The organism is Vitreoscilla filiformis, assembly GCF_002222655.1.
In the GTDB taxonomy this organism is placed as follows: domain Bacteria; phylum Pseudomonadota; class Gammaproteobacteria; order Burkholderiales; family Burkholderiaceae_C; genus Ideonella; species Ideonella filiformis.
Map to the genome: position 1 here is coordinate 37,940 of NZ_CP022423.1, position 22,702 is coordinate 60,641.

General features: G+C 64.8%; 17 protein-coding genes. 2 read left to right on the top strand and 15 right to left on the bottom strand.

From position 1 onward, the window contains the following. The first annotated feature begins 10 nt into the window (after nt 1–10). Nucleotides 11–892, top strand: coding sequence for a pirin family protein (locus VITFI_RS00220; protein WP_089415286.1), 882 nt, complete (start codon nt 11–13; stop codon nt 890–892). Between the two features lie 24 nt (nt 893–916). On the opposite strand, the gene VITFI_RS00225 is transcribed toward VITFI_RS00220, so the two are convergent. From VITFI_RS00225 to VITFI_RS00270, 10 genes are all read right to left on the bottom strand, one after another. After that, nucleotides 917–2,212 (bottom strand): DUF4397 domain-containing protein, encoded by a 1,296-nt coding sequence (locus VITFI_RS00225; RefSeq protein ID WP_198301541.1) that lies wholly within the window; start codon nt 2,210–2,212, stop codon nt 917–919. A gap of 49 nt (nt 2,213–2,261) precedes the next feature. Next, entirely contained in the window at nt 2,262–3,590 is a 1,329-nt protein-coding gene (locus VITFI_RS00230) for a class I SAM-dependent methyltransferase (protein ID WP_089415288.1), read from the bottom strand. Between the two features lie 27 nt (nt 3,591–3,617). Next, the gene (locus VITFI_RS00235; protein WP_089415289.1) at nt 3,618–4,175 is read right to left on the bottom strand and encodes a DUF3299 domain-containing protein; all 558 of its coding nucleotides are present in this window, start codon (nt 4,173–4,175) and stop codon (nt 3,618–3,620) included. A gap of 2 nt (nt 4,176–4,177) precedes the next feature. Continuing rightward, nucleotides 4,178–5,452 (bottom strand): ABC transporter permease, encoded by a 1,275-nt coding sequence (locus VITFI_RS00240; protein WP_089415290.1) that lies wholly within the window; start codon nt 5,450–5,452, stop codon nt 4,178–4,180. Next, on the bottom strand, nt 5,449–6,165 hold the full coding sequence (locus VITFI_RS00245) for an ATP-binding cassette domain-containing protein (protein ID WP_089415291.1): 717 nt from the start codon (nt 6,163–6,165) through the stop codon (nt 5,449–5,451). Before VITFI_RS00245 ends, VITFI_RS00240 begins: the two co-directional genes overlap by 4 nt. Nucleotides 6,166–6,192: 27 nt before the next feature. After that, nucleotides 6,193–6,735, bottom strand: coding sequence for a ZrgA family zinc uptake protein (locus tag VITFI_RS00250; protein ID WP_157725496.1), 543 nt, complete (start codon nt 6,733–6,735; stop codon nt 6,193–6,195). 25 nt (nt 6,736–6,760) lie between these two features. Further along, on the bottom strand, nt 6,761–7,720 hold the full coding sequence (locus VITFI_RS00255) for a metal ABC transporter solute-binding protein, Zn/Mn family (protein ID WP_089415293.1): 960 nt from the start codon (nt 7,718–7,720) through the stop codon (nt 6,761–6,763). A 10-nt stretch (nt 7,721–7,730) separates the two neighbouring features. Further along, a complete protein-coding gene (locus tag VITFI_RS00260) occupies nt 7,731–8,618 on the bottom strand; it encodes a metal ABC transporter permease (protein WP_089415294.1) in 888 nt (295 codons plus the stop codon). Next, nucleotides 8,615–9,352 carry a metal ABC transporter ATP-binding protein gene (locus VITFI_RS00265; protein WP_089415295.1) on the bottom strand — a complete coding sequence of 246 codons (738 nt, stop codon included), beginning with the start codon at nt 9,350–9,352 and terminating at the stop codon, nt 8,615–8,617. The genes VITFI_RS00260 and VITFI_RS00265 overlap by 4 nt, the downstream gene beginning before the upstream one ends. A gap of 113 nt (nt 9,353–9,465) precedes the next feature. Further along, nucleotides 9,466–9,840 (bottom strand): Fur family transcriptional regulator, encoded by a 375-nt coding sequence (locus VITFI_RS00270; protein WP_089415296.1) that lies wholly within the window; start codon nt 9,838–9,840, stop codon nt 9,466–9,468. A 578-nt stretch (nt 9,841–10,418) separates the two neighbouring features. Here VITFI_RS00270 and VITFI_RS00275 point away from each other — a divergent pair. Continuing rightward, a complete protein-coding gene (locus VITFI_RS00275; RefSeq protein WP_089415297.1) occupies nt 10,419–11,372 on the top strand; it encodes a pseudouridine synthase in 954 nt (317 codons plus the stop codon). Nucleotides 11,373–11,379: 7 nt separating this feature from the next. Here the strand turns inward: VITFI_RS00275 and VITFI_RS00280 are convergent, their stop codons facing one another. The 5 genes from VITFI_RS00280 to VITFI_RS00300 are packed head-to-tail and all read right to left on the bottom strand — an operon-like array spanning nt 11,380 to nt 22,612. Continuing rightward, entirely contained in the window at nt 11,380–13,221 is a 1,842-nt protein-coding gene (locus VITFI_RS00280; protein ID WP_089415298.1) for a vWA domain-containing protein, read from the bottom strand. A gap of 10 nt (nt 13,222–13,231) precedes the next feature. Then, nucleotides 13,232–14,302: an AAA family ATPase gene (locus VITFI_RS00285; RefSeq protein WP_089415299.1), complete on the bottom strand. Its 1,071-nt coding sequence runs from the start codon at nt 14,300–14,302 to the stop codon at nt 13,232–13,234. A 31-nt stretch (nt 14,303–14,333) separates the two neighbouring features. Further along, nucleotides 14,334–15,287, bottom strand: a complete 954-nt coding sequence (locus tag VITFI_RS00290; protein ID WP_198301543.1) for a sensor domain-containing diguanylate cyclase — start codon at nt 15,285–15,287, stop codon at nt 14,334–14,336. Between the two features lie 14 nt (nt 15,288–15,301). Beyond that, nucleotides 15,302–21,463: a PAS domain S-box protein gene (locus tag VITFI_RS00295; RefSeq protein WP_089415300.1), complete on the bottom strand. Its 6,162-nt coding sequence runs from the start codon at nt 21,461–21,463 to the stop codon at nt 15,302–15,304. A 21-nt stretch (nt 21,464–21,484) separates the two neighbouring features. Beyond that, on the bottom strand, nt 21,485–22,612 hold the full coding sequence (locus VITFI_RS00300) for an HD-GYP domain-containing protein (RefSeq protein WP_089415301.1): 1,128 nt from the start codon (nt 22,610–22,612) through the stop codon (nt 21,485–21,487). Nucleotides 22,613–22,702 lie beyond the last annotated feature (90 nt).

Sequence of the window (22,702 nt, forward strand, 5' to 3'; positions counted from 1 at the left end):
GGAACGCACCATGACCTCTGCCCCACCCGCTGTGCATCGCCCCCGGGCGCTGGAACACCTCATTGCTGGCCGACCCACGCGGGACGGGGCGGGCGTCCAGCTCACGCGCTTGCTCACGCCAGCCCTGCACCAGCGGCTGGATCCGTTTTTGATGCTCGATCATTTCGGTGCCGAAAGCGCGGACGGCTACATCGCCGGTTTCCCCGATCACCCGCATCGGGGTTTTGAAACCGTGACTTACATGATCGAAGGCCGCATGCGCCACCGCGATTCGGCCGGCCACCAAGGCTTGTTGGACAACGGCGCGGTGCAATGGATGACCGCCGGGCGCGGCGTGATTCACAGCGAAATGCCCGAGCAAGAAGATGGCCGCATGGAAGGGTTCCAACTTTGGCTGAACCTGCCCGCGCGCCAGAAAATGATGCCGGCGTGGTACCGCGACTTCCCCGCCGCATCGTTGCCGCGTTGGCACGACGAGGCCGGCGTGACGGTCACGGTGATTGCCGGGGCTTCCCACGGCGTGCCGGGAGCCGTTCAGCGAGCCCACACCGAGCCGCTTTACCTGGTGGTGCAGATGGCCCCGGGCACCGTGTTTGAACAACCCCTGCCCTCGTCCCACAACGCGTTTCTGTGCGTGTATCGCGGTGCGATCCACGTCGAAGCGGAAATGGGTGGGGACGAGGTGCCCGCTGGGCCGCTGGCCTTGCTGGCCAACACCCCGGACAGCGACGGCGTGCGCCTGCGCAACGCCGGCACCACCGAGGCCCGACTGCTGTTGATCGCGGGCCGGCCTCTGGGTGAGCCCATCGTGTCCTACGGGCCGTTCGTGATGAACACCGAGGCCGAGATCGTTCAGGCCATGCAGGACTATCGCAGTGGCCGCTTGGCCTGAGCCTGCGCCACCGCGTTGCGCCGATCAGCGATCGGCGTAAAACTTCACTTGCAGGGCGTTGGCGTCCGACGAGGACGGCTTTTCCCAAATGAAGGCGGTGTAGACGCCTTGGCTGTCGAAGTCGTCGGTGTCGTTGTTGTAGATCTCGGTGGTTTGGGTCTCCACCAACACACTCAGATCGGTGCCAGCGGTGCGGGTCACGTAGGCCGAGGCTTCACCGTAGGCGATGTCGCTCGTGCCCGTGCTGGTGCCACCAACGCTCAGGGACATGTTGTCACTCGACAGCGATGGCACCGCGTGAATCACCCGCAGCTTGAACGAGCTGGAAGCCGCCAAGCGGTTGTTATCCACAAACGCCGTCACCGTGGTATCGCTGGCATCGGTGCCTGTGACCAGCAGGGTCACGTCGGTGCCCGCCTTGAGGGTCAGCGACTGCTCGGCCAGCGCCACGGCGTTGACCTTGGTCACCACGGCAACCGTGCCAGCCGTCACCAACTGGTAGTCCGCCACCAGCGGCGACTTGGTGGCCGATTGCAGCGTTTCCCCATCGATCTTCATCGCCACCTTGCCGTTGGCCGACACCGCCGACACCACACGCACCCGCGCTTGGGTGTTGGCCAGCGACGTCAGACCGCCCCCTTGTTGCAACAGGTGGCCGTTGAGCAACACACCGCTGCTGCCAGGCGACAGCAACAGGGTGTAAACCTTCTGGGATTCGAACGTCACCGTCACGTCCAGGCGCACATCGTTGATGTCGCCGGCGGTGGTCACGCGCAGGCGGTAGGTGCCGGCGTCCACCGTTTTGGGCGACTTGCGCGTCCCGCCCGACAGGCTCGAAGCGAACGACGAAGCGGAATCCAGCGTGTCATCCACACCGGTGAAGAACACGTCCAGATCGCCGGCGTCCACCGAGGCGTTCAGCACGGCCAAGGTGGCCTCGCCTGAATTCGGGGTGTCCTCGTTTTCGATGTAGTAGGCCAGCGCTGCATCGTCGCCCGACCAGCCGTAAAGCACGAAGGTGTAATCCTCGTCCGAGCTGAGGCTGACCGATTTGGCCACCAAGTCACTGGCCGAACCGCTGGCCCGCACCGTGACATCGATCGACCCACTGGACACATCCGAGTACCCGCTGACGGTGCCAAACTCGACGTCCGAAAACACCGTGTCCCCGTCCACCTTCATGCCCACACCGGTGTAGCTCGGGTTGACGTTGATGAAACGCACCTGGGCTTGTCCGCCATCGCTGTTGCTGCCACAACCCGTCAGCACGGTGCTCAGGGGCGCTGCGGCCATGAAACTCAGGAAAGTTCGCTTTTTCATCGGGGCGTCCTGTATCGGTCGGTCTGTCGAAAATCGCGCGATTATGAACTCAGCGCGTTGCTGGTGCGTTGCCCGCATCGGCGGGCAGCAGGGTCTCCAGGCAGTGTTCCTGAAGGCCGTAAAACGCTTTGATTTGGGCCACCTGGGCCCTCACCTGGGCGCGGTGCGCGGCTTCGTCATGGCGGGGCCGGGGGCGGCGAATCGCCAAAATCATTTTGTTCTTGCTGGTGTGCTCCAAGGCCACGAACTCGAACACCTGGGTGTCGTAGCCGTGGGCTTCGAGCAGCAGGGCGCGCAAGCTGTCGGTCACCATCTCGGCTTGCTGGCCCAAGTGGATGCCGTGTTGCAACATCGGGCGCAGCACCTCCGGCAAGTGCATTTGCGGGCGGATTTGTTTGTGGCAGCACGGCGCGCTCAAGATGATGGCCGCCCCCGCCTTGACCCCTATGGCCAAGGCGAAGTCGGTGGCGGTGTCGCAAGCATGCAGGGCGATCATCACATCCAGCCGCGCCGGCACGTGGCTGCGCACGTCACCGCAGACGAAGTGCAAACCATCGAGTTGCCGCCGCCGCGCTGCGGCTTCGCACAACGTCACCAAGTCCTCGCGCAGCTCCACTCCGCTGACTTCAGCCTGCCAGCCGCGTGTGTGCGTCAGATGGTGGTGCGTGGCAAACGTCAGGTAACCCTTGCCGGCGCCAAAGTCCACCACGGTGACCGGGCTGGGCGTGCCTTGCGCCGTGAGCGGCGGGGTGAAGCGCGCTTCGTCCAGTGCGTGATCCAGCACCTCCACAAACTTGTTGATCTGCTTCCACTTGCGCGCCATCGCGGGCACCAAGCGCTGGCGTTCGTCGGTCACGCCCAAGTCCTGCAAGAACGGTGCGTCCAGCGAAAGAAAACGGCGCTTGGCCCGGTCATGGCCGGTGGCGGCGGGGGCTTCAGTGGGCGCTGCGGCGGCGGTGTGCGTCAGGCCGATCTTGCCGCGTTTGCTGATCATCAACTGCCATTCACCCTCGGTGGTGAACAAATGCCCGTGGCTGAACGCGCCGGTCTCGCTGAGCCACTCACGCACCCCGGCCAGGCCTTCGGCGATGGGGGGGTTTTTGGTGATGTCTCGCGTTTTGTGGTGATAAACCAGGCTCAGACAGGGTTCGCCCCGCAGCACGATCACCCGAGCACTCAACTTGAGCCAATCTCCCGCAGCCGCTCGGGGCTTGGCCAGCACCAGTTTGATGCAACTTTGATCGGCCACGCTGCGGGCCAGCACCTCGAAAAAACGTTCGCGCCGAGCCAAGTCGGCCAGGGCTTGACGCTGCGAAGCCAGTGGGGTGTCACTCGATCCATCGGACGATGGCACGGAAGGGGGAAAAGCGGCGCTCATGCGCCGATTGTCCCGCTGCTTCACCGTTCAGCGGCTGGCACCGCTGGCGTAACTCTCCGCCAAGCCGCCCTCGATGGCGTAACCGCTCACCCCTTGCGATGAAGTGGCCCGGCGCACCCGCAACACGCCCGACACCGTCACGGCTTCCATCGAACGCAGCGGGTGCGGCTTGGTCAAGATCACATGCACGATTTGGTTCGCTGGCGGCGGCGGCGTGTGGATGCACGCGCCAAAGTACGGCACCAACAACAGCTCACGCAGCGGCCCCAGTGGCCGATCGAGCGGCACCACGTAACCGGACAGGCGCAGCGCCCGGCCATCGAGTTCGGGGCGGGTGGGAGCGTTGTCCCAGGCGGCGCGCATTTCACGCATCAGGGCTTGGGCACGGGCGCTGTTGTCGCTGAGTTGGGACAGGTCGCTGGTTTCTTGCGCCATGGCCTTCATCGGATTCCAGCCAGGAGGCATCAGTGCCGCCCAATCGAGTGGTTGGCCGGTGGGATCGGCCGCACGGGTCAGCTTCGTCCAGCCCAGCAAGCCCAAGGCCATCATCAGCCCACGGCGGCGCCACAGCGCATTCGATTCCACGTTCAACCCCCTTGCGGTGACAACCCATCGGCCAACGACAGCCGATACGCTCGCCACGCCGGCAGCATGCTGGCCCCCATGCCGGCGGCGATCATGCCACCGAGCCAAGCCCAGGGCAGGCGTTCCAGGCTCAAGGGCTGAAGGGTCACCCCCCACCAAATTTGGCTGGAAGGTGCCACCAGCGCCAGAACGCCCGCCGCCACCGCCGTGCCCAACAACACGCCCAAGGCGCTCACGCCCGTGCCTTCCAGCACCAGCAACCCCAGCAGATGGCGCGGCGCCGCCCCCACCGCACGCAGCACCGCCAGCTCGCGCCGCCGCTGTTCCAGCCCGGTGAGGATCACCGCCACCAGCCCCACCAAACTGACACCCGCCACCAAGGTGCTCAATACCCGCAGCGCTTGGCTGACGCTGCCCACCATGTCCCACAGCTCATCGAGCACCACACCGGGCAGGACGGCCATGAGCGGCTCGTTCTCTGCCGCCATCACCCGGCGCTGCACGGCAAACACGGCGGTGCGGGTGTGCAGCCCCACCAGCGCTGCGGTAACGGTGCTTGGCGTCAAATTCATCTGCCGCGCTTGCTCGGGAGACACGCTCAGGCCCGGCATCGGCACCCCGGCCCACCAATCGACGTGCAACGCTTGCATGCCGCTCAACAAAATGTGGACAGAACGATCCACCGCCGTGCCCGTGCGCGCCAACACGCCCACGACCCGAAACGGCTTGTCCGCGTGCTGGGTGCCGGGCAACTGGCCGTCGCCGTGCGCCAACACCAGCCGATCCCCCAGTCGATGGCCGGCGCGTTCAGCCACTTCGGCGCCCAGCACCACATCGAACACATCGGCCATGGGTTGGCCTTGCTGGAAACGCAGCGTTTGCTGATCCCCGTAGCGAAAATGGCGGAAGTAATCGGCGCTCGTGCCCACCACTGGGAAACCTCGGTAGGAATCCCCCAGCGCAATCGGGATCACCCAGGCCACGTCCGGATCGGCTTGCAGCGCCTGCACGCTGCGCCACGCGATGTTGTGGCTGGGATGGCCCAAGCGCATCACGGCGTACAGCAGCAACTGCACCGGGCTGGTTCGCGGCCCGACCACCAAGTCCGTGCCGGACACGGATTGCAGGAAGTTTTCGCGCACATCCTCCCGCACCCGCTCGACCATCAGCAGCAAAAACGCCGACAGCGCCACCGACATCACCACCCACGCCAGCCCAAACCGGCGATGCCAAGCGCTGCGCAGCGCCAACCGCCCCAGATGCCGCCAGGTGCTCATGTGCCCCCCAATGAGGGCACCGCCCCCGACTGAAGCGCCGACCAGCGCACGGTGCGGTGGCAATGCACCGCCAAACGGCTGTCGTGGCTCACCAGCAGCAGCGCGCTGCCGGCCTCGCGGCACACGGTGAGCAGCAAGGCCATGAACTGATCGCGCCGCGCCTCGTCCAGCGCCGAGGTGGGTTCATCGGCCAGCACCAGCTCGGGCGCACCCAGAAACGCCCGTGCCGCCGCCACCCGCTGCTGCTGCCCAACCGACAACTGCGCCGCCGAACGGGCCCACAGCGCCGGCGCCAACTGCAACGCTTCCAGCAACGCCTGCGCCCGTGCCTGACGCTGCGCCGCGCTGGCCCCGGCACGCTGGGCACGCACGGTGGAAAAGTGGCAAGGCAGCAGCACGTTGTCCAGCACGCTCAGGTAAGGCAACAGGTTGAACTGCTGAAAAATGCAGCCAATGTGATCGGCCCGGCGCCGGTCGCGCTGCACCGAGGGCAGCGCGTGCCAATCCTGCCCCAGCAGCGACACCTGCCCCGGCCCGGCCACCCGTACCCCCGCCGCCAAAGCCAGCAGCGTGCTTTTTCCGCAGCCGCTCTCGCCTTGCAGCAAAACGTGTTCACCCGCCTTCAAGGCCATGTTCACCCCGTCAAACACCGGCTCGGTGGCGCCTGGCCAACGCCACCCCAACGTCCGCAGCGACAACACCTCATCCGACATCGCCACCCACTCCCCGTGCGCGAACGCTCAGCGCGTCAGGCGAATGCTGCGCTCCGGACGGCGCAGGCTCTGGCGCCACTGTCCGCGAGGGGTGGCGACTTGCACCTCCAACACCTGCAAGCGCGTCCAAGCGTTGAACACATCGGTTGCCAAGGTGTGCAGCCGCTCGGGTTGGGCGCATTCGAAGTGGTAACGCACCTCAATGTCCGCGTGGTCGTCGTGTGCCTGCGCCGATGCAGAGGCGCCAAGCGGGCCGACCGCCAGTTGCGGCTCTCGCGCTTGGCACATCGCCGCTATATCGGGTTGGAAGCCGCCTTCGCGCAGGCGCAAGCGGGTCAGGGCTTGTTCGGCCCGCTGACGTTCGGCAGCGGTGCGCGGGGCACGCTCAAAACCCACGGCGGTGTCCAACGGCAAGGTCAGGTTCAGCACCAGGGCGCGACCGTCTTGGGCGATCTCCAAACGCGCTTGGCCGTGGGTGTGGGCCGCGTGCGCTTGGGCCCAGCCCAGCGCCGGCACCAACCCAGCCACCAGCCCGACGCAACGCAAACCGTTCAGCAAGAAAGCAGACATGATCACTCTCGAAGATGGGGCGAATTCAAGGGGACACCGTCGCGCCCAGGGCCTGAGCGATGGTGCGGGCGTTGTGCTCGAACAAACGCAAGTAGGTGTCGGCGGGGCCACCCGGCGCGGACAGGGCATCCGAATACAACGTCCCCCCCACCTGCGCACCGGACTCTTGGGCGATACGCTGAATCAAACGCCGATCGCTGATGTTTTCCACAAACAAAGCCCGGATGCGCTGCTGGCGGATTTGGCGAATCAACCGCCCCACCGCCGCTGCCGAAGGTTCGCTGTGGGTGCTCCAGCCCTGCGGTGCCAAAAATTCGACCCCGTACGCGGCCCCAAACCGCCCAAACGCATCGTGCGAGGTGATGGCGCGGCGCTGTTCACGCGGCACTTGGGCCAACCAAGCCCGCACGTGCTGATCCAGTTGACTCAAACGGACGAGGTACGCATCGCGGCGCTGGGTGATGGCCCCAGCCTGCGCCGGCCAACGAGCGATCAACGCCGCCGCGATGCGCCCAATAGCCACCCGCATCAACCCCAGGTCTTGCCAGATGTGGGGATCGGGGCCGGCGTGGCCGTGGTCATGTGCGCCATGCCGATGGGCCGGTGCTGTGGCCGATGCCGGGGTCTCCTCACCCGCAGCCACCACCAGCAGCCCTTTGTAGCCTGACACCTGGATCAACCGTGTCATCCAGCCCTCAAAGCCCAAGCCGTTGATCACCACCACATCGGCCTGGGCCAAGCGGCGACCGTCAGCAGCCGAAGGTTCGAACACGTGCGCATCGGCGTTGGCCGACACCAGGGTGATGACCTCGACCTCAGGCGGCAGCAACTCGCGGCACACGTCAGCCACGATGGAAAAACTCGCCACCAGACGTGCCGGCGGCGCCGCCCAGAGGGGCGTGGGCAACACCACCACACCGCCCCACACCCCGGCGCCCAGCGCCCGCAAGCCCGCACGACGGGCGGAAGAAAAAGGCTGGCTCATGGAAATCACTTCAAGCTCGCAAATGATGCCGAACGCGCCAACGGCGCGGCAGGATGCCATCGCGCCACCCGAACAGCACCGACAGCAGATACACCGCCCCGCACACCAACACGATGCACGGGCCCGAAGGCAGTTCGGTGTGATAACTCAGCAGCAAACCCGCCAGCCCGGCCAAGGCGCCCAAGGCGCTGGCCACGGCGGCCATGGCTGGCAGGCTCGCCACCCAAAACCGTGCGGTGGCCGCAGGCAGCATCATCAGCCCCACTGCCATGAGCGTGCCCATGGCCTGAAAAGCACTGACCAAGTTGGCCACCAACAGCACCAAAAACCCGGCATGAACCCAGGCTCCCGGCCCACCGACGCTGCGCAAAAAACCGGGGTCAAAACTCTCTAACACCAGGGGGCGGTACATCAGCGCCAAGGCCCACAACGTCACGCTGCTCACAGTGGCGATTTGCAGCAAGGCAGCATCGTCCACGGCCAGCACGCTGCCAAACAGCAGCCGCATGAGATCCACCTGGCTGCCGTGCATCGACACCAACACCACCCCCAGCGCCAAGGCGATGAGGTAGAGCGCCGCCATGCTCGCGTCCTCCCGCTGCGGGGTGCTGCGGGTGATGAACCCGGCGGCCAACGCGACGGTGAGTGCCGCCACAGCCCCTCCGAGGCTCATCGCCGGCAGCGACAACCCCGCCAACGCAAACCCAACCGCCGCGCCCGGCAGCACCGCATGGGCCATGGCATCGCCCACCAAACTCATGCGCCGTAACACCAACCAGCAGCCAATCGGGCCACTGCCCAGGGCCAAAGCCAGCGAGGCCACCAGCGCCCGGCGCATGAAACCGAACTCGACAAAGGGGGCGATCAACAGATCGTTCAACACAGCCAACACGTTCATGAACGCACGCCCTCGCACAAGGGAGCGGATTCGTCCCAGCTCCGGGCCATGTGGCGGGCGCGCTCCAAGTGTTCGGGGCTCAACACTTCGGCAGTGGGCCCCCAAGCGATGCACTCGCGCGCCAGCAACAAACATTGGTCGAAGTGCGCTCGCACCTGATTCAGGTCGTGCAGCACGGCCACCAACGTACGGCCTTCTTGCCGCCAGGGTTCGAGCAAATCCAGCAGGTCGGTGGTGGTGCGAGCATCCACCGCGTTGAAGGGCTCGTCCAGCAAAATCAGCCCAGCGTCTTGCACCAACACACGGGCAAACAGCACACGCTGCACTTGGCCGACCGACAACTCTCCCAACCAACGCCGCTCAAAGCCGCTCAAACCGACGCGGGCCAAGGCATCGCGCACATGGTGGTGTTCGGCGATCCGCAGTCCGCCCCACCACCCTGTGCGCCACCACAAGCCGCTGGCCACCACTTCATGCACTTGCACGGGAAACGTTCGATCCAGCGCAGCCGCTTGGGGCAGATAAGCCACGCGAGGCGCTGGATGAGGGCGTTCAATGTGACCTTGATAAGGCAGCAGCCCCGCCAAAGCGCCCAGCAGGCTGCTCTTGCCCGCACCGTTGGGACCCACCACAGCCGTGAAGCTGCCAAACGCCAAAGCGCCATTCAAGTGATGCACGGCTGGGTGACCTCGGTAAGACACCGTCAAATCGCGCACCGTCAGGGCATTCACCACAGGGCCCAAGCCACGGTCATCCACAGCAGGGCGACCAGCCCCGTGGCACCCAACAAACGCTGGATGGCGTGAGTGTTCAGCATCACGATTCCTTGGTGTTTTGAAAAAACGGTTCACGGGCGGGCGCACGCTTGGCAGCGTCCATACAGGATCAGCTCGTGGGCTTCCACTTGAAAGCCCGGTGGGGCCAAGTGCGACAAGTCCCCTGGGCATGCATGGACGTCGAACACTCGTTGGCAGGTCATGCACTGGAAATGGTGGTGGTGCGCTGTACAAGCCAGCTCAAAGCGGGGGTTCTCGCCAGGCAGGCTGACGGTGCGCAACTCGCCCTCCTCGACCAAGGTCTTGAGGTTGCGATACACCGTGGCCATGCCCAAACCTGGCACGTGTTGTTGTGCTGCATCCAAGACCTCTTGCGGTAGCAATGGCCGCTGGGCTTGGGAAATCGCTTGTTGAATGGCGCTGCGCTGCCGTGTGTTGCGTTCCATTCATTGATGATAATGCATTTTCATTACAAAGCTGAGATGTGCCAAAGAAGGCAGCATGCCCAAAGTGCATGAATGTGTTCTTTATCAGATGAATTACAAAGTAGTAGTAGTCATAGAGCATGGCCATCTGCTGTGGATAAGCATCATTTTCTCAATGAGAACAAGCATTTAGCACTTGCATAACGATGTGGGTAACCCCATGAATTCTGTGAGGACAAAGAGATAACAACTTAGCAGATGGCGCAGATCTCAACAATAACTCAACAGTTGTCCCAAAGTTATGCACAGAGTTATGAAGAGGATGTGATTTTTACCAAAATGGAAAGCGACGTGCCGTCAGAAATTCGCAGCCCTCTGTGTATAACTTGTGAAGAACCAGTCGTGGTAGAACTCCACAAGATCTCCGGGATGGTTATCAACAGCACCCCATTGCCACACTTGTTTGATGAAACTGCTTTTTTTCTTGTAAAATCAACATGTTGGCTTGTGGATAAGCCTGTGATCAACGAACGTCATTCACACCCTCCGAGAAAGATTATCCACAGGGTTATCTCCAAGGTTTTCAACAGGTAAAGAGAATGAAAGATATCCACAAGCCGGCGCCCAAGCAAGGGGTCAATCCTTGTGTGGTGCAGATTCCCCCGCGCCGGGGTGGCGTGCCTGTGCATAACATTGTGGATTTCTTGTGCGAACGCTTGCCCTTGGTTTCCAGGGCCCAATGGTTGGCGCGTTTAGCCGCAGGCGGCGTGTTGAATGCCCAGGGGCGTCCGGTGGCAGCGCAGGATCCCTGCCCTCCCGGTTCTTGGCTGTGGTACTGGCGAGAAGTCGACGAAGAGCCGGACATCCCTTTCGAGGCCCCGGTGTTGTTTCGCGATGAGCACCTGGTGGTGGCCGATAAGCCTCACTTCTTGCCCATGACACCCAAGGGCCGTTATGCCCGTCACACCTTGCTGGCGCGGTTACAGGCGACGCTGGGGCTGGACACGCTCGTGCCCATCCACCGACTCGATCGTGAAACCGCTGGGGTGGTGGTGCTGTGTGTGCGTCCGCAAGATCGGGCGGCCTATCAGCAGTTGTTTCGGCAGCGGCAGGTGCGCAAGGTGTATGAAGCCATGGCGCCTTGGCGCTCCGGGTGTCCTTGGCCACAGGAGCGGCATTCGCGCATCGTTGAATCTCCCACGCACTTCATGCAGCGGGTGGAAGCCCCGGGCGAACCCAATGCCCACACCACGATCGAGCTGCTGGCGCACGACACGCACTGGGGCCACTACCGCTTGCATCCCCACACCGGGCAGACCCACCAATTGCGGGTTCACATGAACGCTTTGGGCTTGCCGCTGTGTGGGGATCGCATTTACCCCCTCTTGCAGCCCGAACCCCCCGCTGGAGCGGCGCCGGACTTCTCCACCCCGCTGCAACTCCTGGCGCGCCGCATTGAATTCACCGATCCGATCACGGGGCAAGTGCGTACGTTCAGCAGCCAGCGGACGCTCCAATCATTTTCTGATTTGTATACGGTGTATACGTTATGAATGGGTTTCAACTGAGATGAAAAATCTCACCCGTGGCGTGAAACGGCAGCCGGCGCCCGGCTGGCAGTAAAAACGCATGGGCGCGGCGGATGACCAGTGCGTCGCAGGCCCCGTCGGTGATGACGAGGATGGGGCCATCGGGTGGAAAGTCGGGCGCGGTTTCGAGCAGATCAACGCCCGGTTGCAGCACGGTGCCGCCCCGTCCTTTCACTTGCACCCGACCGGCAATGTGCTCGGGCGGCAGGTAGCCGGCGTCGTGCGCGGCGGCGTCGCAGAACACCACGCGGGCGGCGGGCACATCGTGTGCGGCGGCGTAGCTGGCAATGGCACCCAGGGCACGCGCCAACAACTGGCGATCCATCGAACCCGAGGTGTCCAGCACCACGCCGAAGGTGCGGGCCGAGAGCCAGCGCGCATCCAACACCCAGCGCGGGCGCGGGATGTCCGGCGTGCTGGCCTGGCGCCGACTCGGGCGGGCGTAGCTGCGTTGGCGCTCCAGCGGCGGGAAATGGTGATCAAACCACTGCGCCAGCTTCACATCCCAGGGGATGACGGGTTGCAGCAGCGCGGTAATTTCTTCCAGCAAGCCAGCGGGCAGCAGGCCGCGCCCTTGCTGCTGGTGCAGCGCCAGGCCCTTGGCCAGGGCGTCTTTGTAGAAGGCGTCCAGGTCGGTGGCGGGGCCCAGTGGCGGGCTGCCGGGCAGGCGGCGCTCCAGCATGTCGCCTTGGGCGCCGGCGAGGGTGCGCAGTTTGCGGGCACGGCGCAGGTCGGTGGTGATGCGGTCGTAGATGCTTTCGGCGGACAGGCCGTCCAACTGCGGATCGTGCAGCAGGCCGATGGCCGGCGCCGTGCCGACGCCCATCTCGATCAACCAAGCGTTGATGACGAAATCGCAGGCCACGTTCCACAAGAACGGATCACGCCCACGTCGGCGGCCCAGGTGGCGCAGGGCGACGTGCAGCACCTCGTGGCCGATGACGAAGCGCCGTTCCTCCTCGGTCAACCCGGCGCCGGGGTTGAGGTAGATGGTGCGCGCCACCTCGTCCACCGCTGCCACGGGGATCTCTTCCCGCTGACAAATGCCGGCCTCTTCGATGAACTCGAAACTGCTCACCATGGCGCCCAACAGCGGAAAACTGCTGATGAACCAACTGCGCGCCCGCTCGGTGGCGAGGCTGAGGGCCGGTCGCGCGGGCGTCGCCCGCTGCGCCACGCCGCTGGCGTTGACCGCTTCCAGCGAGGCTTGCACCGCCCGGGCGATGCCTTCGGCCAGCAAAGCACCCCAGTTCTGGTGGCGGGTGTAAAGCGTGAGGCGCGAGGTGGGCGCGGCGGCTTGTTCGGGCGGCAGCATCCCAGTGGCGCTTGGGCCGGCGGGGCTCAAGTTGGCGGCCCAATCGGGCACGCCTTCTTCGCAAAATTGCTGGTACCAGCGGTCTTCGTCCCAATTGGGCAGGCCTTCGGGCAGGTGGGCGTGTGCGGGGGCGCGGCCCAGCTTGAGGGTGTGCAACAGGCGCACGATGCCGATGTCGCACGCGGCGCACCAGGCGGGCCAATCGCCCTTGTCAGTGGTGTAGCGCTCCAGGCCGAAGTAGAGCGCGCCGTGCGCCAGCACAAACGCCCATTCGGCGGGTTCGGCCAGGCGGGTGGGGTGGGCGTAGAGCCGGTCGGGCAGTTGGGCCACCAGCCAGCCGTCGCGTGGCACGCCGGGGTCATGGCCGCCGGGGGTGCGCTGCCAGGCGTACAGCCGACCGGTGATGCCGTTGAACATCGGGTGCTGGCGCACCAGCGACCAGCCTTCGTCAAACGCTTGTTCGGCCCGCGCTTGGGCACTGTGCGAGGGCTTGGCCATGCGCCGGCCCTCAGCCGTTGCCTTGGGCGGCCAAACGCGGCAAATCCCGGATGACTTCCACCAAGAACCAGCCCGGTAGCGCTGCCTCCTCGGTGCCGGCCTCGGCGGGGGCCACCACCAAGCGGGCCATCTCCAGGCTGATTTGCGCCAAGTCCTTCAGCAGGGCTTTGGCGCGGTGGACGAAGGTTTGCACATCACCACTCAGGGCACGGCGATCCTCCGGCAACTGCTTGATGAGCCGGGCGCGGAAGGCTTGGGTGAGGAAGTAGAGCAAGTCCCGGTCGTGCGGCTCGTGCGGCCAGCGGGCGTCGCCCTTCAAGATGGCATCGAGCCGGTGACGATCGCCCGCCAGCTTGCCAAACGCTTTGAACTGCGCGGCATGGTTCGGGCTGAGGCACCCCATGGCCAGTGCTTCGGCGCCCACGGGCGGGAGGCTCTCGCCCCAAGCGTGCAGGGCGTCGCTCAACATGTGCCAGGTGCGCGGGGTGGAAAACGGCTCCTCGTGCTTGGGCGGCGGGCTCCAGAGGTGATCCGGACGCTGTTCCAAGTATTCGATCACCAGCGGGTGCAGGCCGTGTGCCTTGGCCCAGGCCAGCCACTCCGAGGCCGACACGCGCAACTGCACATGCACCATCCGGTTGATGAGCGCCGAGGACATCGGTTTAACGATGGCCGCATCCTGCGCCCGGTTGCCCGCGCCGATGACGATGGAGCCTTCGGGCAAGCGGTAGTCGCCGATGCGGCGCTCGTGAATCAGGCTGTAAAACGCTTTTTGCACTTCCTGCGAGCAGGCGTTCAGCTCGTCCAGAAAGAGGCAATACGGCGCCTGCCGGGCAATCATCGACGGCGGGCAAAAGCGGCTCACCCCCGCTTCGATTTGCGGCACGCCGATCAAATCTTCCGGGGCGAGCTGGCTGCCCAGCAGCGAAACGCAATCCAGCCCGACATCGGCTGCAAACTGCTGCACCAAGGCCGATTTGCCAATGCCCGGTGGCCCCCAAATGAACACCGGGCGCACGGTGGCGACTTGCAGCAGAAATTCGCTCAGTTGCGAGGGCGTGAGGGTGTGGGCGGCTTGCATGGCGTCAGTGTCGGTGAGGTGGGGGGCTGCATCAACGCTGGCGTTTCATGGCGTACATGCGCTGGTCGGCGCTTTCCCAGGCGGCAATCAGGTCGTGCGAGGGGTGGCGCACAGCGTGGCCGATGCTGGCGCGGATGCCCTCCGCCGCCAAGGCCGTTTGGCAGCGGACTTGCAGGGATTCGCCAGTATCACGGTCACAGGTCGCACACAGGATGCCAAACTCATCGCCCCCCAGCCGGGCCACCACGTCGCCCGTGCGCACGGCTTGGCGCAGGGTTTCGGCGGTGCGTTGGATCAGCCGATCGCCAGCGGCATGGCCTTGGGTGTCGTTGATGCGCTTGAGGTCGTCCAGATCGAGGGTGATGACCACCGCCGGCACGCCGTAGCAGCGGCACCGTTCTTCCTCGGCCTGCATCAGTTGCTGCCAAGCGCGGCGGTTGTACAGGCCCGTCAGCCCATCGGTGAGGGACTCAATGTGCAGGCGTTCGGCGCGGCGGGTCGCTTCGGTGGCGTGCAGTTCCAATTGCAGCACCGCACTCAGCAATTGGGCCAGCAGCTCCAGCAGCGGTTGCTCTTGTTGGAGCGCGGCGGGTTGCTCGTGGGGATCGATGGCACACAGCGTGCCGAACAAGGCGCCGTCGGCCAACCACAACGGCAAACCGACGTAGGCTTGAATCGGCACCTGCTGGCCAATCGGCGCGCTGGCATACGCGGGCACCTGTGCCGCGCAGGGCGCGATGTGCGGCCCTTGGCCCGCCACCATGCGCATGCAAAACGAGTCACTCCAGCGCAGCACCGTGCCGGGGCGCATGCCGTAGCCATGGTCTTCGCAGTGCAGCACGATCCAATCGTCGCCCTCGGTGCGGGTCAACATCCACAAATCAAACCCGAAGCGTTGGCGCAGAAACGCCAGCACCGCCCGGGTTGTGTCCTCGAAACGGCCAGCGGGCAGCGTACTGACCAGCCGTGCAACGGGAACATCCACACCCACCTCCTTGCTCAGTCGGGCCTGGTGCTCCCGGTGGGGCTGGCCAGGCTGGCGCTGAGCATCTCACGGGCAGCGGCGAAGTCATAGCTTTGGATGGCCTGTGAGATGAGGGAGGCCCGTTCCCCCAAGATAGGGGTGAGCTGCGCTTGATGTTGGGCGAACAGGTCACACGCGGCGGTGTCGTGGTCGTGCAGCAAGTCGAGCAAGGTGTGCAACAACACCTGGGCAGGGTCGGATTCGCGGGGAGGCTCGGCCAATGCTGCCACCGTCGGCACGGGGGTGGCGCGAGAGGCGGCGGTGTCCACAAACACCTGGCGCAAAGCACTCAAGCAGCGTTGCAAGCTGCGCCCCAGTTGCAGCGCGGCCAGCGTGGGCAGGCGCGTGGGATCGACCGCATCGGGCTGGCTGTGTTCGAGCGCCCGGGCGTGTTCGTACACCGTGGTGGCGCCGATGGTGGCCGCCGCCCCCGCCAGCGAGTGCCCGAGCTGGCGCAAGCGCTCGTAGGGCGGCAGCAGGTTCGGCTCTTGCAGTTGCTGCGGTGTTTGGCCGTAGTGCGTCAGGAACAGTTGCAGCGTGCGCAGCAACAGCGGCCATTGGCCTTGAACCCGTTTGAGGGCGGCGGCCACGTCCAGTTCGGACAGAGCGAGCAGGCGGGCGCGCACATCGTCTTGCGCGTCGATCGGGCGCGTCATGGCGGGCGGCAGCGGCACCGGTCGGGCGGCGGGTTTCCAGCGCGACAAGCACCGCCGCAGCGCATCGGGATCGACGGGTTTGGCGAGGTAGTCGTCCATCCCGGCTTCCAGGCAGCGGCGCCGGTCTTCCTCGAACGCATTGGCCGTCATGGCGATGATCGGCACCCGCCCCTGCGGCGCCGGCAGGGCGCGGATGGCGGCGGTGGCTTGCAGCCCGTCCATCACCGGCATTTGCATGTCCATCAAAATCAGATCGACCTCGCCGCGTGCGGCCAAGGTCACCGCGATTTGGCCGTTGTCCGCCGTGCTGACCCGCGCTCCGGCCTCGTTCAACAGGGTGCAGGCGACTTCTTGGTTGATCGGGTTGTCCTCGGCCAACAGCACGCGCAGACCGCGCAGCGGTTGATCCGCCATATGGGCCGGAGTGGACGCGGTGGTTTCGGTGGCGGTGGCGGGTGTCGGGGTCAGGGTTTCTGGCGTGTGTGCCGGGGCAAACGGCAGTTCGAGCCAGAACGTGCTGCCTTGCCCAGGTTGGCTGGTCACGCCGATGCGTCCGCCCATCAAGCGTGCCAAGCGTTGGCTGATCGCCAAACCCAAACCCGTGCCGCCAAAGCGCCGGGTGGTGGAGGCGTCGGCCTGCTCGAAGGGCTGGAACAGGTGCGTCATCTGCGCTTCTTGGATGCCGATGCCCGTGTCCTGCACCTCCAAGCGCAACCAGTGGCGAGCGGGTTCAGCGGGCGCATTGGGCGGGGCCGGCAAGGGGCGCACCCGCAGGCACACCCGACCCTCTGGGGTGAATTTCACAGCGTTGGACAGCAAATTGAGGAGGATTTGCTCCAGCCGCAGCCGGTCGCCGTGCAGCAGCAAGGGGGTGTCGGTGGCCAGCTCGCTGTCCAGGCGCAGGGGTTTGGCTTGGGCGCGTTCGCGCACCATGTCCAACATGCGTTGCACGCTGGCATCAAGGCGGAAGTCGGCGGTTTCCAGGGTGAGTTTGCTGGCCTCAATCTTGGAAAAATCCAACACATCGTTGATCACCTGGGACAGGTGATGCCCCGCATCGATGATCTTGTGCAGTTGATCCACCTGCCGGGCCGTGAGCGGATCGTGGTGCAACAGGTGGGCAAAACCGATGATGGCGTTCATCGGCGTGCGGATTTCGTGGCTCATGTTGGCCAAGAACGCACTCTTGGCTTGGTTGGCCGCTTCGGCTTCGAGTTTGGCTTTTTCCAGCGCCAGTTCGATGCGCCGACGCACCAAGATGCGCCACAAGTCGGCACCGATCAGGGCGATTTCGCGTTCGTCCGTGCTGTCATACGCCTGGGGTTTGTTGGCGGTGCAGATGACGAAACGCATCTGCCCTTCCTCGAAAATGGGCACGCACAACGCCCGCTCGACGTTGGGCAGGCAGCACAGCGGCTCATCTTCCGAACCACAGCGCCAAATCCGGTTGGAGTGCAGCACCCGATCCCAGAGCGTGGGGGCTTGGAAGGGTTCAGGGGGCGGCGTTTCGGTGTCGGTGCAGTCAGGATGCTGGCACCAGATGGCCTGCGCAAAGCTGTGGCCGTCCTCGGCGATGACGTGCAAACAGGCGTTTTGACTCCCCGTCAACCGCACGATCAAGCGAATGCCCTCACGAAACAGCGCTTCTTCGTTCAGCGTGCTGGCGCATTGGCTCAAGGCCAGCATGGCGCGCAAACGCAGATCCTCGCGGCTGAGGCGGGCGTTGACGCGCTCCACCTCGGCGGTGCGCGTGGCCACCAGTTCCTCCAGGTGCTGGCGGTAGCGGTTGAGTTCTTGTTCGGAGCGCACGCGCTCGGAAATGTCCACCCCCGTGCCGACCAAAATCGCTTCGCCGTGGATGTCGATGCGCCGCGACACAAACAGGTAGGGAATGCGCTCACCTTGCCGGGTCACCAAGGTGGCTTGAACCTGGGAGCTGCCCTCGACAAACGATTGGGCGATGCGCTGGCGGATCAGCTCGCGGTCGGTGCCTTCGAAGAAATCCATGGCGGGGCGGCGGCGCAACTCGTCTTCGTCGTAGCCGGTCACCAAGCGCAATTGCTGGTTCCAGAGTTTCAACAGCCCTTGGGTGTCGATGGCAAAAAACAGCCCCGCCACGGATTCGATGAGCTGTTCACGGAAGTGCTGTTCCTGATGCCGGGCTTGTTCGGCAGCAATGAAGTCCAGCGCAAAGCCGATGTCGCCGGCCAAGCGTGTCAGCAAGGCAATTTGTTCGGCATCGAAATACTCGGGCGTGGTGGAGTACACCACCAAGCAGTGCTGGCACTGCCCGGCCACCTCGATGGGCAGGGCGGCCAGCGAGCGCAAGCCGAGCGCCAGCGTGCCTTCACGCCAGGGGGTGGCCAAGCCACTTTGCTCGATGTCGGCCACGACCCCAATTTGTCCCGAGTTCATGGCCCGGTTCACTGGCCCGGTGTAGGCCGGGTTGAAGGGCACGCGCAGGGTTTCGATGTAACCCTCAGAGTGGCCTGCATGGGCCAGGGGGACAATGTGGCGTTGCCCGTTGGCATCCGGCGCGCTCAACCCGCCGACCCAAGCCAGGCGGAACCCGCCCGTGCGCACCGTGATGCGGCAAATCTCGGTGAACAGCGCCATGGCTTCGCGGGTGCGCACGATGGCTTCATTGACTTCCCCCAGCACCGCATATGCCTGGTTGAGACGCTGGATGCGTGCTTCGTGGTGCTTGCTTTCAGTGATGTCGCGCCAGACCGCTGCCAACAGCATGCGATCCGCATAAGTCACGGTTCGCAAGGTCAGCAGGACGTGCTGGAGGCTGCCATCGGCGCGGCGGTGGCTGGTTTCGGTGCGCACCTTTTCACCGGCCAGCACCCGCTGGGCGATCGCTTGGATGGTTTCGGTGTCCCAGGCGCCTTGGTAGTCTTTGGGACGCAGCCGGGCAAAGGCTTCGCGGCTGTAGCCCAGGCCTTCGCAGGCTGAGTCGTTGAAGTGAACGATGTCCAGGGTTTGCATGTCATGCAAGACGATGGCATCGGTGGTTTGGCCAAACATGGTGTCGATGAGGCGCTCGCGCTCGGCCACAGCGCGTTCACCGACCTTGATCAAGGTGATGTCGCGTCCCACCCCCAGCACCCCGATGAGCTGCTGATGCTCGTCCAGCAAAGGCGTGTGGATGATCTCGTACAGCCCACGCTGGTCGCTGGTGGCGGAGGTCAGCCACAGTTCGGTGGTGCATTGCGCCAGGGTTTGGCACACCTCGGCATGGCCTTGGTGCAGGGCTGGATAGGCTTCAGCCGGAAACAGGGCCGAACTGGCCTGTCCGGTGAGGGCCCCGACGCTGCGGCCCAGCAGTTGCGCCAAGGCAGGGTTGCAGGCGGTGATGCGCTCATCAAGGTCACTCAGCCACAGCAAATCCGGGACGGCGTCCAGCACGTTGCGGGTGCGGCGCTGGCTGTCGTGCAGCCGCTGAAGCGTTTTCAAATGGCACAACACCACCGACGCCAACTGCGCAGCGAACGCCAAATGCTCCAGCTCTTCTTCGGTGGGTTGGGCGGGCGTGCGCCGGTAGATGGCAAAACTGCCGAGTGCTTCGCCCTGCGGCCCCGGAATTGGCTCCGACCAGCACGAAGTCAACTGACAGCGGGCCGTGATCTCCCGGGCAATTTGCCAGTGGGCATCGGTGCTCAGATCCGACGTGATCACCCGCGTGTTGTGCATGATGGCCGGGCCGCACGAGCCCAGGTCAGCCAGCAAAGGCAAACGGCGCACATAGTGAGCGTAGTCTGACGGCAAGCTGGGCGCACAAGCCAGCTCCATGTGCTGGCCATCTTCGCTGCGCAGCATGATGCTGCACAAGCTGTCGGGGAACAGGGCCTCGTGATCCAACACCAGTTGATGCAACAACTCGTCGCGCCGGTGGCCGCGCATGAGGTTTTCCAGCAGGGCCAGGCGCTGCCGGTCGCGTTGCTGGCGGCGCTGTTGGGCGCTGATGTCCACGATGACCACCACGCGGCAGTCCCGCCCGTCGTAGCTGACATCGTGTGAACGCGCCACGATGTGGATCACGTGGCCATCACAATGCAAGTGGCGCCACTGGCCGGTATTCGTCAGGCCCTTGAGCTGGGGAATCAGAGCGATGATGGCAGCGCGTTCTTCGGGGACGAACAAGTCCGGCAACCGCATGCGTTGCACCGCTTCGCGGGCGTGGCCGTACAGCTCGCAGAACGCTTCGTTGACCGTGACCATCGCCAGACTGTCGCGCTCGTAAATCAGCATCGGCGCTGGGCTGTGGGCGAACAGATGGCGGTAGTGGCGCTCGGCCTCGCGCAGTGCGGTGATGTCCCGCCCAATGCCCAGCACACCGAGCAGCCGGCCCTGGGCGTCACGCACGGGGGTTTTGATGGTTTGCGTCAGTTCTTGGTGGCCGTCGCTGGCAAACGTCAGTGCTTCTTCGTTGACACTGGGGCGGCCCAGGGCGATCGCCCGGCGATCGTTGGCGCGGAAAAAAGCCGCCAATTCAGGGCTGACAAACGCCTCGTCGGTGCGGCCAATGATGTCGCAGTGTGGGGCGCCCAGCAGTTGCTCGAAGCGCGGGTTGCAGTCCACGAACACGCCGTCCGGATCTTTGAGCCACAGCAGATCGGGCACCGCGTTGAAGATGGCGCGTTGCAAGGCGCGATCTTTTTGCAAAGCGTTGTCCATGAGGCTCAGGGCCATGGTGCGCGTCAAGTCGTGCTCGCACACCAGGCCGACGGGGGCTTGCGTTGCAGCGTCCAGCACCACGAGGTGGCGCGTGCGTTGCGCCAGCATCTGTTCCGCCGCTTCGTTGAGCGTGGTGCGGGTGGTGACTTCGTACACCGGGGTGCTCATCACCTCGGCCAAACCCAACTCGCTGGCGTGAGACTGCGCGGCGAACAACCGGCGCAAATCTCGCGTGGTCAGCACCCCCACCGGGCGACCTTGTGCATCGACCACCACCAGCGGCCTTTCCGGATGAGGCGCCAAGCACTCCACCGCATCGCACACCCGGGCCTCTTGGGGCAAAGTGCTGACCGGCGCCATCACCTCCGCGACCGTGTGGCGCCCCGCCAAAATGCCCAGATTCATCTGAACCCGCAAATCCCCCTCACTGGCCACGGCAACGACATGCGCTTGTGCATCGACGAGCAGCAAATGGGTGGCGTTGTGATCCAAGCAGTGCCGGTAGGCGGTTTCACAGTCGCAGGTGTCCGGCACAGTGAAGGCGGGGCCCATGACCGCTCCAACAGGCGTTTCGGGCGGCTGTCCCTGGTGCAGAGCGGATTGCACGCGCCCTTCCGTGAGCACCCCCAGCGCCCGGCCCTCGGCATCCAGCACTGGCAGGCACGACAGGCGCCGCGACGCCAGCAGCAGCGCCGCTTCGATCAGTGGCCGTTCGGGTGGGCACGACACCACAGGCTGCGACGCGATGTCACGTAACGAACGCTGCAAAGGGAGAGGGGCATCCTGGTGAGCGGGCTGCATGGGAGGTCTCACACGGTCAGGTCAGTCGGCCAAGTGGGCGCGGATGGCGGTGAAGCGGTCTTGCATGGCATCGAAGGCCGCCACCACGATGGGATCAAAGCGCTGGCCCGCCTGGGCGCGGACGTAGGCTTGAGCCTCCTCCACCGGCCACGCCGGGCGATGCGGTTTGCGGTGGGTGAGGGCATCGAACACATCGGCCACTGCCACGATGCGCGCTGGCAGGGGGATGTCGCGTTCTGCCAAGCCATCGGGGTAGCCGGAGCCGTCCCAGCATTCGTGGTGGTGGGTGGCGATCAGGCGGGCCACTTCCAAGTAGCGCACACCGTCCGGCAGGGGATGGTGGGCGGATGGGCGGTCACCATGCAGGGCCAGCGCTCGGTGGATGGCGTGGCGGAGGGCATCGCCGCCGATGCGGGTGTGGGTTTTCATCACCTCAAACTCTTCGGCCGTGAGGGGGGCTGGCTTGAGCAGAATGTGGTCGGGAATGCCGATCTTGCCGATGTCGTGCAATGGTGCGGCCTTGACCAGCATCGACAGCGCCGGCTCACGCAGTTGGACGCCGTACACCGGGTGCGTTCGCAACCAGCTCGCCATGGCTTCGACATAGCGTTGGGTGCGCAAGGTGTGGGGGCTGTTTTCGTCACCGCCCCGGGTTTCGATGAGTTCGGTGAGGGCGCACAGCGTGACGTCTTGTCCGAGCTGATGATCGTGCAGTCGCTGCGCCAGGGTGCGTTCGAGCCAGGCGTTGTGTTGTTGCAGCCGCTGCTGGGCTTCGTGCAGATCGAGGTGCGTGCGCACCCGGGCCAGCACCACCGCCGGTTTGATCGGCTTGACGATGTAGTCCACCGCCCCCAGGGCCAGGCCCAGTTCTTCGTCCACCTCGTCGCCCAATGCGCTGACCAAAATCACTGGGATGTCGGCGGTGACGGGGTTTTGCTTCAACCTCACCAAGAGCGTCAGGCCATCCATTTCGGGCATCACCACATCGAGCAGGATCAAGTCGGGACGCTCCTGCTCTAGCAAGGCCAGCGCCAACGCGCCAGAGCGCGCCCCCAGGACACGGTGGTGTGGCTTGAGCAAGTTGGCCAGCAAGGCCAGATTCAGGGGCTCATCGTCAATAACCAGCAGGGTGGCGGTGATGCGGGGCATGTCGTCGGGCGAGCGGGGGAGGGACGGCGCGGGCCTTCATCCTAGAGGTGGGGCGGATGGGGGTTGTGGCATAAGCGTGTCCTGGGGGCA

Bases quoted from the DNA above. Each gene is read 5' to 3' on its own strand.
- VITFI_RS00220 (WP_089415286.1), top strand. From the start codon at position 11: ATGACCTCTGCCCCACCCGCTGTGCATCGCCCCCGGGCGCTGGAACAC.
- VITFI_RS00225 (WP_198301541.1), bottom strand. From the start codon at position 2,212: ATGAAAAAGCGAACTTTCCTGAGTTTCATGGCCGCAGCGCCCCTGAGC.
- VITFI_RS00230 (WP_089415288.1), bottom strand. From the start codon at position 3,590: ATGAGCGCCGCTTTTCCCCCTTCCGTGCCATCGTCCGATGGATCGAGT.
- VITFI_RS00240 (WP_089415290.1), bottom strand. From the start codon at position 5,452: ATGAGCACCTGGCGGCATCTGGGGCGGTTGGCGCTGCGCAGCGCTTGG.
- VITFI_RS00245 (WP_089415291.1), bottom strand. From the start codon at position 6,165: ATGTCGGATGAGGTGTTGTCGCTGCGGACGTTGGGGTGGCGTTGGCCA.
- VITFI_RS00250 (WP_157725496.1), bottom strand. From the start codon at position 6,735: ATGTCTGCTTTCTTGCTGAACGGTTTGCGTTGCGTCGGGCTGGTGGCT.
- VITFI_RS00255 (WP_089415293.1), bottom strand. From the start codon at position 7,720: ATGAGCCAGCCTTTTTCTTCCGCCCGTCGTGCGGGCTTGCGGGCGCTG.
- VITFI_RS00260 (WP_089415294.1), bottom strand. From the start codon at position 8,618: ATGAACGTGTTGGCTGTGTTGAACGATCTGTTGATCGCCCCCTTTGTC.
- VITFI_RS00270 (WP_089415296.1), bottom strand. From the start codon at position 9,840: ATGGAACGCAACACACGGCAGCGCAGCGCCATTCAACAAGCGATTTCC.
- VITFI_RS00275 (WP_089415297.1), top strand. From the start codon at position 10,419: ATGAAAGATATCCACAAGCCGGCGCCCAAGCAAGGGGTCAATCCTTGT.
- VITFI_RS00280 (WP_089415298.1), bottom strand. From the start codon at position 13,221: ATGGCCAAGCCCTCGCACAGTGCCCAAGCGCGGGCCGAACAAGCGTTT.
- VITFI_RS00285 (WP_089415299.1), bottom strand. From the start codon at position 14,302: ATGCAAGCCGCCCACACCCTCACGCCCTCGCAACTGAGCGAATTTCTG.
- VITFI_RS00295 (WP_089415300.1), bottom strand. From the start codon at position 21,463: ATGCAGCCCGCTCACCAGGATGCCCCTCTCCCTTTGCAGCGTTCGTTA.
- VITFI_RS00300 (WP_089415301.1), bottom strand. From the start codon at position 22,612: ATGCCCCGCATCACCGCCACCCTGCTGGTTATTGACGATGAGCCCCTG.